Source organism: Photobacterium gaetbulicola (assembly GCF_003025515.1).
GTDB classification, from domain to species: Bacteria; Pseudomonadota; Gammaproteobacteria; order Enterobacterales; family Vibrionaceae; genus Photobacterium; species Photobacterium gaetbulicola.
Genome location: NZ_PYME01000014.1, coordinates 120,282 through 135,477, shown reverse-complemented (window position 1 = coordinate 135,477; position 15,196 = coordinate 120,282). Strand labels below are relative to the sequence as shown.

The following is a 15,196-nucleotide window of genomic DNA, read 5'->3' as shown; positions in this document are numbered from 1 at the left end:
ATATTCAAACCTTATTTAGAAATCCGAGGATCTAGCCAGACGTAAAGAAGGTCTGCGATGAAGTTTGCAGTTAGGACTGCGGTAACAAGAATCAGCAGAATTGCCTGGATCAGAGGGTAATCACGGGCAACAATGCCTTTTAGCAATACATTCCCCAGCCCCTGATAGTTAAAAACGACTTCGGTCATAATTGAACCGGCAAATGAGAAACCTATAGCCATCGCAATGGCTGTGGCCACTGGGAGGATGGCATTTCGCCCGGCATAGCGATACATGACACGCAAACTGCTCAATCCCTTGGCTTCAGCCATGGTGACATAGTCTTCGCCCAACACGTTGATCATGGCATTGCGCATATTGAACACCCAGGTCGAAATACCAACGATGATCATTGAGCCCATAGGCAAAACAGCGTGCTTGGCGACACTGGAAATGAACTCCCAGTTAAAGCCAGGGGTTAAAGACGGATCATAGGTATAGGCAAGCGGCAACAGTTCGAGCTTCAGGCCGAAGAAATAGAACAGCAGCAATGCTGTCACGATATAAGGAAAGTTACTGATGAAAGCCAGAGTCGGCGGTACGATTTGACCAAATAGGCCTTCACGCCGATATGAGGCATAGGTACCGATGGAGACGCCGATGATCAAAGCAACAATCAGGGAGCCTAGTGCCAGGAAAATTGTCCACGGCAGTGCCTGGCTAATCACTTCGGTCACACTCACCGGAAACATCAGTACCGAAGGGCCCAAATCCAACGTGAAAACACTTTTAATATAGGCAATATATTGCTCAAATACAGAGCCATCGACAAAGCCATACATTTCACGCACAGCATCCATCTGGGCCGGGTCCATGCGGCCCTGTGCTGCTGCGAATAAAGCATCGACGGGATCGCCAGGCATCAGCCGAGGAAGAAGAAAGTTAAAGGAAATTGCTATAACAAAAGCAACAAAATAAAAACTGAGTCTGCGTAAGATAAAGCTCATAATAAACCCCGGAGTTTAAAGAGCCATTACCTGGCTCTTTAAACTATTTAGCAATTACTTAAGGTGAAGATTGTTGAGGATTAGCACTCGCTTACCGCCGTCATACCATACCGGCTGAACATATGGGTTGTCTTCGCTTGGCCATCCAGCAATTTTTGAGCTGTTATACTGGAACCACGTCGGATTTGAGAACAGTGGGATAAACGGTAGGTTTTCGGCCGTAAACACTTGAAGTTCATCTAGAATTTCTTTTTGCTGTGCTGGCTCATTGGTTTTACCGAAACTGTCGATCAGCTTATCGATCTCTGGCGAGTTGATACCATGGCCTGCATGCCAAGTCTTACCGATTCGCGATGTTGAGAAGTACTCCTGATAAGCCAAGATCGGGTTTGTCGCGACCATAGACCAGTTGATTGACATCTTATATTCGCTATCTTTCAGTGACTTGTCATACACCGCCCAGTCCACGGTTTTAACATTGGCTTTAATACCGATTTCTTCGTAATACTCTGTGACCATCTGGACGACCTGGATCCAGTCAGTCCAACCATTGACTACCTCGATGTCGAACTCCACCGTCTCGCCATTTGGCATATCGCGGAAGCCATCACCATTGCGATCTTTAAGTCCTGCCTCATCCAATAGTGCTTTGGCTTTTTCAGGATTGTACTGGGTCAACTCTTTATATTTCTCGCTAACATCCTTACTGATGTGCGTGCTATAGAGCTCGCCGATACCACCAACGTTGAAGTTTGCTGTCGGGTAACCATAAGCGGCGATATCGACAATGGCTTCACGATCCAGAGCCACCGAAAGGGCTTGACGTACCTGCAAGTTATCAAATGGTGCTTCTTTGGTATTTACGTAAAGGTGAATCGCATCATTGGCCGGGTACCAAAAGTGGTGGTTTTCCGGGTTTGCTTTGACAAATGTATTCTCGACATCGGCAATAAAGTTTGACCCCCAGTCAATTTCACCCTTCATTAATGCAGGCTGAATTTGCGAGTTATCGTTGTAAGAACGGTAAGTCAAGCAGTCAAGATACGGGCGGTTCTCAAGATAATAATGCGGGTTGCGGCACAACTCCATTTGCTGCGCATTCACATATTTCACTGAAGTCATTGGCCCACTGCCAATTGGATCAGGGTTGGTGAAGATTGTTAGGTCTTCAACCTTGCTCCATACTTTCTCTGGTACCACATGGTATGCAGGCAGTGACCAAACAAAAGTAGAGTCCGCTTCATTAAGCTCAAAGACAACTGTCTTCGCGTCGCTAGCAGTTACACTTACTAGGTTACCGCCACTCCAGATACCTTTCTGGTCAAATGCTGCTGCGTCTTTGGTCATGTTGAAACTAAATGCGACATCGTTAGCCGTCAGCGCAGAGCCATCAGACCACTTCAAGCCATCACGCAACGTCACGTAGACTTTCTTCAAATCGTCAGAGTACTCAACGGACTTAGCCAAGCGGTACTCTGTTTTGCCTGTCATGTTGTTGAAAACCAGCAGAGGTTCGAACATCACACCATGCAGTAGGTCTTTGGTTGTATATGGGTTGAAGTTTTCAACAAACCCAGTACCAATAATTGGCACTGTCAATGTACCACCTTGCTTGATTTCATCAGCTACAACACCATTTGCAGTTAGCATCAAGCCGCATACTAAGGAAGCCAATACCTTTTTACTATGCATCACATAATCCTTCACATTTGGAATAATCACAAAAGAAAGCGCTTTCTTTTATGCTTGGCGATGTTATATCGGGACATTCTTATAAAAAATCGCCTATGCTTCCTGCTCCAAGAAAGCGCTTTCTTGAAGAAGATACTATGTCACCCAGACATAACGGACAACCGAATATGGTTGAAAGCTTTACTCCGATCACAATTACAAATCTGTGCAAAATATTCGTGCAAGAACATTTTTATAACCAAAACCAAGAACTAGATGAATTTTTATGCTTCATTCGGCAAAAAACGTGAGCGATACTATGACCGCTGATAACGACTCGCATAAAGCCAACCTTCTCGTATAAGCTATTGATTTAAAATACTATAGACAGCAGAAAGCAACAGCTAAAAAAAAACCAACAAGATGCTGGTTTTTCTTCGAAATCAACAGTGTGTTACTTAGAGGGGTACTCACCGGTCTTGTCTTTTTCTACCTCCCCACTCACTTTCCAGTGCTCGTTTGGATCATACGCCTCATCACAAATATCCAGGGTAAAGCCCATATCAACGATTTCTTTCAAGGTCAGATTATCGGCCAATTTAGCAATGTCACCTGATTTGTTACGTAGTTCCATATCTGTCCACCCTTTCAAAAACGCCTTTTCACCATCTTAAATATAGTGGCCATAAGGAAACTTGTCCTGCAGTTAAAAACAAGGCCCGCAAATCGCGGGCCTTAACTCAACTTCACGCTAATGCGCAGACAAAACCGTCATGCAACGAAATACACGGGGGCTAGACAAGCTCCCAAGGGCCGCTGGCACTACCGGGTTGATCGCCCTGAGTCCACCACTTCGCACGGTATGTTTGACCATTGAAGATCACCTCATCGCCGCCATTATAGGCCTTGGTCGCGATCCATTCGCCAACACTGCCATCATCGAACACTTCCCACGCTGAGCTCGTTCCAGGCTGATCGCCTTTGGTCCACCATTTAGCGATATATTTTACTCCCTCGAACATTACGCTATCACCAGTGTTATACACTTGGTTTGGATCCCAGGTTGAAACTCCCCCGCTAATGTCTGCAAGCACAGTCACGGAAATAGTTACTGTGTCACTGGCAATACCATCTGTCACGGTAACGACCAAATCAATAACAGTATCCGCCGTTACACTCGGCGCTACAAAGGTAACTTCAGCGCCTGTAGCCGTCGGAGTAACCGTTCCCGCAGAAGCCGTATAAGTAAGCAGATCGCCATCGGCGTCATCAGCCGACACACTGATAACAACGCTCTGCCCGCTATCCACCGAAGTACTAGCCGGTGCCGTTAATACCGGCGCGCTATTGCCAGCACCGCCACTGCCCTTCACGTTGATAACAACGCTATCGGTCGTTGAGGTCCGACCATCAGACACTTTCACCACGACCGTGTCTTGCAGATCTGTTGCGGTATTCGGTGCTTGGTATGTCACCGTTGCGCTGCCGTTGCCATTATCAACAACTGTCGCGTTGGTCACCGTAAAACTGAGTGGATCGCTATCGGCATCGGTTGCTGACACATCGAAGCTAACAACCGCTCCCGCATCTATTGTCTGCGGCGATGGCACTGTCAATACTGGCGCGGTATTTAGGCTACCGCCGGTCGTAAACACCCGGTCAATGGCTTCGGCCAATGGCGAACTGAGATTGGTACATTGCTTAAGCTTGGTGCCGTAACTAACAAATGTCCCTTCACACTTAATATCGCCATGCACCTGCCAAACAATCACGCCTCCTAGCTGATTATCGACAATATACTGGGCTTTTTTCTCAATCGACGGTACATCGTCGTAGCTGAGGAAATACTTGCCTTTCACTGCATACGGTACTTCCGCGTTACTATCCCAAAGGTGCTCCCACCCGGGAGTCTGGACGATGTAGTTATAGTTAGGCTGGCCTTCAAACTCTTTCCAGTTATCCAGATCGACGGCTGACTCTGTCGGGCCATCCACACTGAAATTGACCATCCGTTTGTCTGTCGGCGCCCCGACATAAGCTGTTGCTTCGGTGGTTTGGACACCTCGACCATAGAAAGCGGCACCAAAGTTAATTTTTCCTGAAGGAATGCCTTTGGCTGCCATCCATGAACGCAGGTGGTCAAGAACAAGGCCCGGATACTCTTCTTCGGGGTACGGATAGAGCGGCGCATTATGCCCGGCCACATTTGACCACCCGCCGTTGAGGTCGTAGGTCATCATATTAAAGTAATCCATCGACGCTACCAGGCGCGGCCAGTTGTACCCTTCCAGTTTGGCTGTCGAGGCTGAAAATGCCGCGGTCAACAATTTATTTGGGCCAATGCGCTCGCGGATATCTTCCATTAATTGCTCGAAGTTCGCGTAATCTTCAGGGCTTCCCTCAAAATTCATCCCGCCCGTTCCCGGATACTCCCAGTCGATGTCGATACCGTCAAATCCCAGCGCCATGAGCTTGTCGATGTCTGCGAGGAAACGGGCCTTTTTGACCGGGTCGGCAGCCATTTCGGGGAAGTGCTTTGACATACTCCATCCCCCCAGCGAAGCCATGACTTTCACCCCCTTCTGGTTTGCCAAATCAATCAGTCCCGGCGCCCCCCCGGCTTTTTTGAGTGGAATAGGGAACTGACCAGACACACCGGTTGGGGTATGTAGCCAGCCGCTGCCTGACTTCACGAAGCCCTGCTCTTGGACTTTGCGCAGCGTATCCGCTTCCCAGGCTTCATTGCCTGGATACTGGTGAATATACTCTAATTCGCCCCACAAAATATGAAAGTCCCAACTCGAGTAAACATCAGGATGGAGCAGCGGCCCCGGCTCCTGTACCGCTCCAGGCTGGTAAATGCTTTTGTTGCGCAGATCGCCACTGTGCAGCGAGCCATCTTTTGCTACCCCAAAGAAAGAGAAATTCAAAATAGAGTAAATATCCATATTCACATTCAGGTGCGTGGCTTCGCCCTTTACACTGAACCCAGCATTCGTCCCTTTCCATGCTTCCCACTGAGTGATGTAGCCAATGACATTTTTGTCATGGGTTGGTGCAGAGTGCACACTTGCGGCAGTACCTGCCAATAGCATGACAGCCATTGTGCCAGCCAGTTTACTCAGTCGTAATCCCTTTTGCATTTTGATCTCCACGTAATGGTTTATTGAAAGTAAAACAATGAGGGCACATTTTTTTCTCCCTCAAAAAAGTCCCATTAAGTGTTAGCAAGTATTTTAAGGTTCGCCCGATATTCATCGCAGAGGAATGACATTCTTAATGTCATTTCAAATCAATATGTAAGTGACATGTAATACATAGAAAAAAAGGCGATGGGTGTTCAAAATCCCACCACTGCAAACCTCTTTTCGAGCCCAGTCAGACGATTTTTATCGGTGTGAAGCGAGAAAAGATCAATGAGTGCCCAATTATCTCCATCCACCTGTTCCATCTTATGGATTAACCGCTAAGATATAGGCAACTATATATTTCCACACAGCTTTAGCCACCACATCGCCGTGTGGCCAACATATTGAATAAGGGATTGGCCAATGATTAAAGCAGCAACGAATCAATCTCAAGGAATGCTGTTATTCAAACTGACCCACAGGCAGTCTTTTGCCATCGGCACGCTAAAAGTCAAAGAAATTGTGCCCTACACTCCCCTCACCGCCATTCCACACTCACACCCTACCGTGCTTGGTGCTGCAAACTTAAGAGGTGACACCTTACCGGTGATTGATATGGCTAAAGCCGTCGGGTATCCGCCGCTCACTAAAGAAGAGCTAAAAAGCAGCTACATCATAATTACCGACTGCCGCCGTATGTTGGTCGGCTTCTTAGTTCGCGGTATAGACCGGATCACCGAATGCAACTGGCACAACATTGATGCGCCACCTAGCTCACTTGGCAAGAATGTGTTTGTTACCGGGGTGACCAATGTCGATAATAAGCTGGTTCAGCTCCTTGACGTTGAATTGCTGCTATCCAAAGTATTCCCCGACGATCCAGATAGCCTTCACCCGATCTTGACTGATATGGAACGCGAAGTACTGCGACCGCTTAAAATTCTACTGGTCGATGACTCGGCAGTGGCCCGTCGCCAACTGTCGCAGGCTTTGGACAGTATATCGATCCCGTATTTCATTGCGACCAATGGCCACGACGCACTTGAGATGCTCAAGCATGCGGCAGGCGCAGGCGCGCCGTTTGATATACTGGTCAGCGACATAGAAATGCCTGGGCTAGACGGCTACGAGCTCGCTTTTGAAGTGCAAAATACACCACAACTTTCACACGCCTATATTATTTTACACACGTCGCTGTCGAGTGAGATCAGTGTATCCCAAGCCCACCAAGTGGGTGCCCATGAAGCGCTGACAAAATTTGAAGCCAATGAACTTATACATGCCATGCTGCGTGGTGCGGAAAAGACAAATAGCGTAGCAACGGCATAAAAAGCCATCCGCCTGATTAATCGGCAACACTTTCCTCCCTTTAAAGCCAAGCATCCTGCGCTTGGCTTTTTCTTGGCAAGAGACCTAGCGGGTTCACTACGTCGCTTAACCCTCTGAATCCAGCACCTTGAGGTAGCTTGGGTATATACTCCTGATAAAGCAAGCTGTAGTTAAAGCATCTCGTTGGGAGGCTCCGTGGGCGAATTCTTACTCTTTGCAATCAACTTTCTCTCTGGCTTATTTATTTTCTGTATCGGTGTTGGGGTACTGGTAGTGATATACATGTACATTGCAGACATCCGCCAGCATAAGCACGCGATCAGACACAACTACCCTGTTATTGGGCGATTCCGATACTTATTCGAAAAACAAGGAGAATTCTTCCGCCAATATTTTTTTGCCATGGATCGCGAAGAAATGCCCTTTAATCGCGCCGAGAGGAGCTGGGTCTATAAAGCAGCCAAAAACGTCGACCGTACCCTTGCATTTGGCTCAACCCGCAGCCTGGAGCCAGCCGGCACTATCATGTTCATGAACTGCGCCTTCCCGACCCTAGAAGAGGACGCTGTTGCACCCGCCCCCATCACTATCGGCCCCAACTGTCGCCTTCCCTATACCACTTCATCTATTTTCAACATCTCCGGCATGAGCTATGGGGCGATATCTAAACCGGCGGTCCAGGCACTATCCCACGGAGCCAAAATCGCTGGTTGCTGGATGAATACCGGAGAAGGAGGCTTGAGCCCCTACCACCTCGAAGGCGGGGCAGATATCGTCTTCCAGATTGGCACAGCAAAATATGGAGTCCGGAATACCGAAGGCCGTCTCAGCAAAGAGAAACTCGAAGAAGTCGCTGCACACCCGCAAGTAAAAATGTTTGAGATAAAAATCAGCCAAGGAGCAAAACCCGGCAAAGGAGGTATATTACCAGGCGAAAAAGTAACGGCAGAAATTGCTAAGATTCGTGGTATTCAAGAAGGCCAGGACTCAATTAGCCCCAATGGTCACACTGATATCCGTAATGTTGGCGACTTGCTCGATATGATTGATTTTATTCGCCAAACAACAGGCAAACCCGTTGGCTTCAAAACAGTGATTGGTTCGCTCAACTGGTTCGATGAATTACTGGATGAAATTAAACATCGAGGAAAAGCCTGCGCCCCTGACTTCATCACTATCGACAGTGCGGACGGTGGTACAGGTGCTGCTCCCCAACCTCTTATGGATTATGTCGGCCTGCCTTTGAAAGAAAGCCTCCCTCTTGTGGTCGCAAGGTTAGAAAAGCATCAACTTAAAGACCAAATCAAGGTCATCGCCTCAGGTAAACTGATCACCCCGTCAAAAGTAGCGTGGGCCATTGCTCTGGGAGCAGACTTTATTGTTTCTGCCCGAGGCCATATGTTTGCCCTTGGTTGTATCCAGGCGCTTCAATGCAATAAAAACACTTGCCCTACTGGCATCACGACTCACAATCAGCGGCTACAGCAAGGACTCAACGTGGCAGACAAAACACGGCGAGTCGCTAATTACAATAAATACATACATTACGGACTAGGGGTTATTGCCCACTCTTGCGGCGTCACCAATGCCAGGCTTTTGAACAAGTCACATATTCGGGTTGTGACAGAGAGCGGGTTATCAATTGCACTTGATAAACTCTATGAGAATCATCAATAAGCTGACACCATGCTTACCTCTGGCACAGGTGAAATTAAAAACATTGTTTTCAATTAAATCAATGGTTAAATAGCCACCAACAACAAATTTCCCCCTAGCCAAACGGTCTTATTGAATGGTGTTTTAATATACTTTTAGCTTTCATTAACTATAACTACTTTGAAAGGCGCATTTTTGACTCTTTTTACCTGATGCTGACATTTCCTGACAAAAGCCATGTCAAAGTAATACCACTGACTGACAACCCATGATAGAACCATGATTTCACGCACTATCGCAGCACTTGCATTACTGACAACTTCCGTATTTTCTTACGCATCCCCGGAGCTGCTTGTCCCGCTTGAAGTCCCAAATACTCAACTCGCACACGTAGAAACACTTGTCATCGACGGTGACATCAACGACAGCCTGCAGCTACTGCTGGACAATACCTTGAAAAACAAAACCAGTGACTTTTATGTCATTGACGAGATATCGGAAGACACTTTCAATAATACGCTGACCGTTGTGATCACTCTGTACAACCAACCAATTCTGCTACCGACGGATGATTGGTCGCTGAGCTAATTCAACAATTGAACACATAAATTAACAGCGCCAAGCAGGCGCTGTTTTTAATGAGACAAGCTGCCGGCAGAGATATTATGAAACACTCAATGACGCATGCTGCTCAAGTTTCTGCTTCAGTACCTGCAATGACACCGGCTTCGACACAAAATCATTCATCCCGGCAGCGAAGCATTTCTCTCTTTCTTCTTTCACGACGTTGGCGGTAAGCGCAATAATCGGTGTAAAGTGACCAGTTTGCTGTTCAATACCGCGGATTTGTCGAGTTGCTTCAAAGCCATCCATCACCGGCATCTGGCAATCCATAAATATCACATCAAACCGTTTTTCTTGATAGATAGACACCGCGAGCTCACCATTTTCAACAATGTCGACCACTGCACCAACTTTCTCCAGCATCATTCTCGCAACCTTCTGATTAATTAACGTATCTTCCACGACCAAAACCTTCACCGCCATATCATTTGGCTGCTGCAAAGCATTTTTCCGTACGCTAATGTCAGCTTGCGCTTGCTCGTGATGCGCTAACTCTGAGGTATCAGCCGATAAATCAATATTATGCACCTCACCCTCAAGTATCCTGTCCGGATGGGGTGACTCAGGCGGAAGAGCCACCAGTTTTAAAATCGCCCACTTCAAATGCGCATCTTTATAAGGACGGGTAAGGAAGGATTTTATCCCGCAGCTGGCTGCCTTCTCCTCATCATTTATTTCAGGTACCGCAGTTATCATCAACAGTTTCGGACAGCTTTCGCCAAAGTGCTGCCGGAAAAGCTCTGCCAGTTCAAAGCCATTGAGAATTGGCATGAACTTATCGATTATCACAATATCAAAGGCCTGCCCCTGCGAAGCAGCCTGTTCGGCCATGGTAATCGCCATATTGGGGTCAAGGCAGCTCACTGCTTTTGCACCAAATCCCTCAAGCTGGACCGTTGTGATACGCATATTCAACATGCTGTCATCCACCAGCAAAATATTCAGACCGTCAAAGATAAACCGCTCTTCCTGCGGAATGGATGTCTTCTCGCGGGGGAGCTCGATGACAAAAGAAAAAGTACTGCCTTTCCCCGGTGTACTATCAACAGTGATTTCTGCCCCCATCATCTTGACCATTTCACGGCAAATAGCCAATCCCAGCCCAGTGCCACCATACTTCCTGGTTGTGCTGCCATCTGCCTGCTGGAATTTTTCAAAAATAGCAGCCTGCTTATCCTCTGCAACCCCAATCCCGGTATCGCTAACACGAAACTGCACTTTGCACGAATCGTCACTACTCTCTACGTGCGCCATGACAAGGGATACCTCCCCCTTGTCAGTAAACTTTATCGCATTACTTACCAAATTATTGAGGATCTGCCGTAATTTCGCCCCGTCCCCCATTAGCATCGGGCTGATTGTCTTTTCGACAGAACATGAAAAATTCAGCCCCTTCTCTGCGGCCTTCAGCAAAAACAGGGATTCGACTTCTTTATTGAGTTCAAAAAGGTTCAACGGAATAGATTCCAACTCAAACTGGCCGGCTTCGATTTTGGAGAAATCAAGAATGTCATTAATCAAATCCAGCAATGACATCGAGGAGGTATGGAGCATGTTGATATAATCTTTTTGATTATCCGGCATCTCCATGTCCTTCATCAAACCCGATAGCCCGATAATGCCATTCATCGGAGTGCGGATCTCATGGCTCATATTGGCAAGAAACTCGCTTTTTTTGAGGTTTGCCTGTTCAGCGGCTTTCTTGGCTGCTTCTAGCTCTAGGTAGTGATGACGTATGTGTTCTGCTGATTGGTTGTACTGTGAAGCTAAAGTTGTAATTTCGTCGTCGCACCAACGCTTAGACAGCTGCACGGGTAGCGGTACATTTTGGTCATCGAACTTGGTCACGGCCAAAGACATTTTCGTCAATGGTTGTACGACCAGCCGATAAGCAATTAACAATATACACACGGAGATAAAAAAGATTTGCAGGCTATGGCCGAATAGCAACAAGAGAAAGGTGTCATAGAGGTTTTGATAGACAGGTTGAAGATCTGACTGAACCAACAAGGTTCCCAACCTAAAATCTTTTTTTGCTGCTTGATGGGACAACAGCCATTGACGCTCAAGCATCCCCTCATTCAAGAAATCGCCCAACTCGATAATGACCTGATCGCCGTCGATGACTTTCACATAGGAAATAGAAGGAAGGCTTAACACCCCTTCGGCCTGAGTCTGCAACAACTCGCGGTCTTCCACCCATAAGCTCGAAGTGAGACTGGACAGATAGCTGTCTTGTATTTGGGTAAACCGGTTGTCGATCTCTCGAAGTTCACCTTTATATTCCAGAAATAAACTCAGACTCGTGAATAACAGTGTGAATATTGAACTCAACAAGATAATCAAAAACAGTAATTGCTTAGCCAAGCTGATTCGACGACTTTTTTTTAACAGTCTTGTCACGTCATTCATCCTTAAACTCGCATCTTCCTATTACTCTACTAACCTAATAATAGACCTTCAAAACGGAATATTTAGACAAGGAACGAAAATGAAGATAAAAACTCTACTCTCAATCTGTATAGCGGCAACTCTGCCACTATATACTGCCGCCAGTTTCGCTGAGCATGCAGAAACCGTTAATTACTACGTTATTGCCAAGCAAGCTGAACCTTTTCAGATTGAAAATGACAATAACCACCAAGGAATTGTCACTGATATCGTTAAAACCATTTTTGAGGAAAGCCCGTACGAGATTGAGTACCATACTTATCCTTTCAACCGTATGATCACCTTATTGGAAGCTGGCGGCGAGCCAAACTGGATCACATACGGTAGCCCCAGTTGGGGGGGGGTCCAAGCCGAAAACTTATCGGACAACCCGATCTACAATGTCCATCATGTACTGCTAAGCAGCAATAGTAGCCCTTTTAACTTCAATACCATGCAAGATCTTCAAGACAAGGTCGTGGTATTGCTACATGGTTTCGATTACCCACAACTTGAGCCCTACATTGAGAAAGGGGATATCGAAGAGCTACGCGTAAAAGACTACAGCGCTGCTTTTCGGGTTATAAATAAATTGCCAGGCGATACCGCTTTTGTCGAAATGGAGTCACGGATTAAATACAACTTGAACAAGCAAAATAAGAATAAAGAAAAATTCAACATGACATCGTTTAATAATATCATCCCCGACTACCCAATTTATTTAGCGTTTGATCCTAAAATGGATCCTAAACTACAAACATTTATTAACCAGCGCCTCAACAACTTAAAATCAACCGGTAAAATAGACAACATCGTTAATAAATATCTATAAATTTCAATATAAGATAAGCCATCATTATTATGATGGCTTTTTCATTGGCACCAATTAATCAATGACAAGTTACTTAATAAAAGATGTATCAAACATATGGCCTAGCTTATTAGCCTTTGTTTTTAAATACCCATGATTATGTGGATTATTTCCCTCTTGCAAGGCAACACGCTCCACTACATTGATACCGACATCCCTAAGCGCTTTAACCTTTCTAGGATTATTGGTCATCAGCTTAACAGACTCGATATTTAGAAAACTCAACATACCTTTGCAAAAAGTATAATTACGCATATCAGCGGCAAAGCCAAGCGCTTCGTTCGCTTCAACGGTATCGGCCCCTTCATCTTGGAGGTGATAAGCGCGAATTTTATTGATTAGCCCTATGCCTCGACCTTCTTGACGTAAATAGAATAGTACGCCACAACCGGCGTTGACAATATTTTCCATCGCTCTTGATAACTGGAAACCACAGTCACAACGGGCGCTGAACAATGCATCACCAGTGAGGCATTCTGAATGTAGGCGGATCAATGGCGGCTCACCATCTTTGAGCTCACCATAGACCAACGCAAGGTGTTCCTTGCCAGTGGCTCGCTCTATAAACCCATACATCCGAAACGTTCCCCAGCGGGTCGGAAGCTTGGCACTATCAACGAAGTTAACATAGTTATAAGGCTCTTGTTCTGCGAAGTAATCCCTCACTTCCATGAGGATTTTACCCAGCTCGTTCTGCCCTTTTCCATCGCCGCCATCGCCCCAATAACTATCCTTATGGGAGTGCTCTGTCAGTAATTTATCACCAGTGCTCACAAGCAAATGTGCAAAACGCGGGTTTTGTCGGAATTTTTCAAACACGATATAACGCATGACGGAATGACGAACATCCAGCCAATCTGGTTTAACCCGGTCGGCATATTCGCGGCTTAGCCTAAATGCTTCGTCAGGGGTTGATGCTTTTAATATCTGTTTTTGGATAAATGAGTCTGTAAATTTTTGTGCTTGGTAATAATGCTCACTGGTGGGCCAAACTACATCACTTAACTGGATAGGACTGTAGGCAAAATTAGATAAAAAACCATAGTCTTCGTTGGGTTCATAGAACTGAATTTCTTCAATCATTCATTGCACTCCTAATAAATGAATAATTACAACTTTAAATACAATGGTGCCTCCTTATGCATACATGTAAGTATAGTGAAAGTATGAAATTATCAACAAAAAAATTTATTATTTTACGATTGAAACATTAGAAAGGAGTTAAAGTCATTTTAATTTAGTAGCTTAGTAAAAATCACTCACTGAACAAGATAGAAATACATACCACAAAATAATGACAGGAAATAATAGACAGTCCCAAAACAGCTTGTCGGCCAATCAATACAAAGAAACCACCTTGATTATCCCCCACCAAAAAAGGCATCATGATGGGTATCATGATGCCTTTTTTCAAATATCTTTTGCCACGAAAAACGTTATTCGCTTTCCGGCGCTGTACGTTTACCTGTCATGAACGCTTCCAGCACTTCTGGCGTCAACTCACCGGCTTCTTCTAAACGCTTAAGTTCTTCAACAATGCGCTTTTGCTCCTCAATCGATGGAATCGCTAATTCAGGCTCTTTTTTGATGTCTTCTGGGATAGAAAGATTGTCTAGCATCATTTCACTCTTGTGTTGCAGTATCTAAATTCAAACTGGGGTCAGTATACATGATTTACAACGAGAAATATTGATCAAGATACTTCAACCGATCTGGCCAATCACCAACTCCGTTTCCACCAGAACCTCATAGTCATGATCATGCTTATGGATCACATGTAGCTCCACTTCACCTAACTTGGGGTGCTTGAAGTGGTAGTGACCATCTGGGAAATGGGTACTTCCATCTCCTTGGAAAGTGATGATAAAGTGCTCGATGAATCGCCCGAGATCGTCAAAGCCGTGCCGAGGTTGCGGTGTGACCTTGCTGACGGTGAATTCGGCCTCATGACCCATGTGATCAAACACCTTGACTTGCTCCCCGACCAACTTTTGTACGTTATCCATCGACATCGGATTTTTCGACATGATACTCGCCTCTTAACAGATACCTGCCTATAAGCGTAAACCACAAACCCCAAAAATCACAAAGGGCGCTATCAAGCGCCCTTTATCGGTATATCAAATGACTGAATCAATAACTGTCGTCATACTCCGGAAAAGCGTCACGCTGACGTGCGATACGGCGCTTCTTCTTCTTTGATGATTGGTCGAGATCTTGAAAATCATCCTCAAAATCAAACTTATGTTTTGACTTAGACCCTTTAGAGAATTTTTGATCTAATTTAGCCATGATTGTTTCCTGAAACCATTCCAGAGTAAGTAACAAATACAGATTAGCTGAACAACAGCAACAATACACGCCAAAAGCAGAATATCATTGCCAATAATTACTGAAGTATAACGTTGGATTATGACAATAGTACTAAAGACCAGCGGACCGGCAACAAATAATACCAAGGCCATCAATCCTATAATGCCATTTGTGATATACATCTATGT

At 45.6% G+C, this 15,196-nt stretch carries 13 protein-coding genes; 4 read left to right on the top strand and 9 right to left on the bottom strand.

Going from position 1 to position 15,196, the window contains the following annotated elements:
* Positions 1-11: 11 nt before the first annotated feature.
* From C9J03_RS13965 to C9J03_RS13945, 4 genes are all read right to left on the bottom strand, one after another.
* Positions 12-986: an ABC transporter permease gene (locus tag C9J03_RS13965; RefSeq protein ID WP_039456067.1), complete on the bottom strand. Its 975-nt coding sequence runs from the start codon at positions 984-986 to the stop codon at positions 12-14.
* Positions 987-1,040: 54 nt separating this feature from the next.
* Positions 1,041-2,678: an ABC transporter substrate-binding protein gene (locus C9J03_RS13960; protein ID WP_044621383.1), complete on the bottom strand. Its 1,638-nt coding sequence runs from the start codon at positions 2,676-2,678 to the stop codon at positions 1,041-1,043.
* A gap of 433 nt (positions 2,679-3,111) precedes the next feature.
* The gene (locus tag C9J03_RS13950) at positions 3,112-3,291 is read right to left on the bottom strand and encodes a hypothetical protein (RefSeq protein ID WP_044621385.1); all 180 of its coding nucleotides are present in this window, start codon (positions 3,289-3,291) and stop codon (positions 3,112-3,114) included.
* Positions 3,292-3,451: 160 nt separating this feature from the next.
* Positions 3,452-5,800, bottom strand: a complete 2,349-nt coding sequence (locus C9J03_RS13945) for a glycosyl hydrolase family 18 protein (RefSeq protein WP_044621386.1) — start codon at positions 5,798-5,800, stop codon at positions 3,452-3,454.
* Between the two features lie 408 nt (positions 5,801-6,208).
* Between C9J03_RS13945 and C9J03_RS13940 the strand changes: the two genes are divergently transcribed.
* From C9J03_RS13940 to C9J03_RS13930, 3 genes are all read left to right on the top strand, one after another.
* Entirely contained in the window at positions 6,209-7,114 is a 906-nt protein-coding gene (locus tag C9J03_RS13940) for a chemotaxis protein (protein ID WP_044621387.1), read from the top strand.
* A gap of 282 nt (positions 7,115-7,396) precedes the next feature.
* A complete protein-coding gene (locus C9J03_RS13935) occupies positions 7,397-8,791 on the top strand; it encodes an FMN-binding glutamate synthase family protein (RefSeq protein ID WP_420813008.1) in 1,395 nt (464 codons plus the stop codon).
* 258 nt (positions 8,792-9,049) lie between these two features.
* The gene (locus tag C9J03_RS13930) at positions 9,050-9,358 is read left to right on the top strand and encodes a hypothetical protein (protein ID WP_039456083.1); all 309 of its coding nucleotides are present in this window, start codon (positions 9,050-9,052) and stop codon (positions 9,356-9,358) included.
* Positions 9,359-9,433: 75 nt separating this feature from the next.
* On the opposite strand, the gene C9J03_RS13925 is transcribed toward C9J03_RS13930, so the two are convergent.
* Complete coding sequence (locus C9J03_RS13925; RefSeq protein ID WP_044621389.1) at positions 9,434-11,806, bottom strand: hybrid sensor histidine kinase/response regulator; 2,373 nt, start codon at positions 11,804-11,806, stop codon at positions 9,434-9,436.
* Between the two features lie 79 nt (positions 11,807-11,885).
* Between C9J03_RS13925 and C9J03_RS13920 the strand changes: the two genes are divergently transcribed.
* Positions 11,886-12,656: a substrate-binding periplasmic protein gene (locus C9J03_RS13920; protein WP_044621390.1), complete on the top strand. Its 771-nt coding sequence runs from the start codon at positions 11,886-11,888 to the stop codon at positions 12,654-12,656.
* A gap of 69 nt (positions 12,657-12,725) precedes the next feature.
* On the opposite strand, the gene ribA is transcribed toward C9J03_RS13920, so the two are convergent.
* From ribA to C9J03_RS26740, 4 genes are all read right to left on the bottom strand, one after another.
* A complete protein-coding gene (ribA, locus tag C9J03_RS13915) occupies positions 12,726-13,778 on the bottom strand; it encodes a GTP cyclohydrolase II (protein WP_082008411.1) in 1,053 nt (350 codons plus the stop codon).
* A gap of 353 nt (positions 13,779-14,131) precedes the next feature.
* Positions 14,132-14,314 carry a restriction endonuclease subunit S domain-containing protein gene (locus tag C9J03_RS13910; protein WP_044621391.1) on the bottom strand — a complete coding sequence of 61 codons (183 nt, stop codon included), beginning with the start codon at positions 14,312-14,314 and terminating at the stop codon, positions 14,132-14,134.
* A gap of 84 nt (positions 14,315-14,398) precedes the next feature.
* The gene (locus C9J03_RS13905) at positions 14,399-14,722 is read right to left on the bottom strand and encodes a DUF6916 family protein (RefSeq protein ID WP_039456088.1); all 324 of its coding nucleotides are present in this window, start codon (positions 14,720-14,722) and stop codon (positions 14,399-14,401) included.
* Positions 14,723-14,828: 106 nt separating this feature from the next.
* Positions 14,829-14,987 carry a hypothetical protein gene (locus C9J03_RS26740; RefSeq protein WP_162845570.1) on the bottom strand — a complete coding sequence of 53 codons (159 nt, stop codon included), beginning with the start codon at positions 14,985-14,987 and terminating at the stop codon, positions 14,829-14,831.
* Positions 14,988-15,196: the final 209 nt, after the last annotated feature.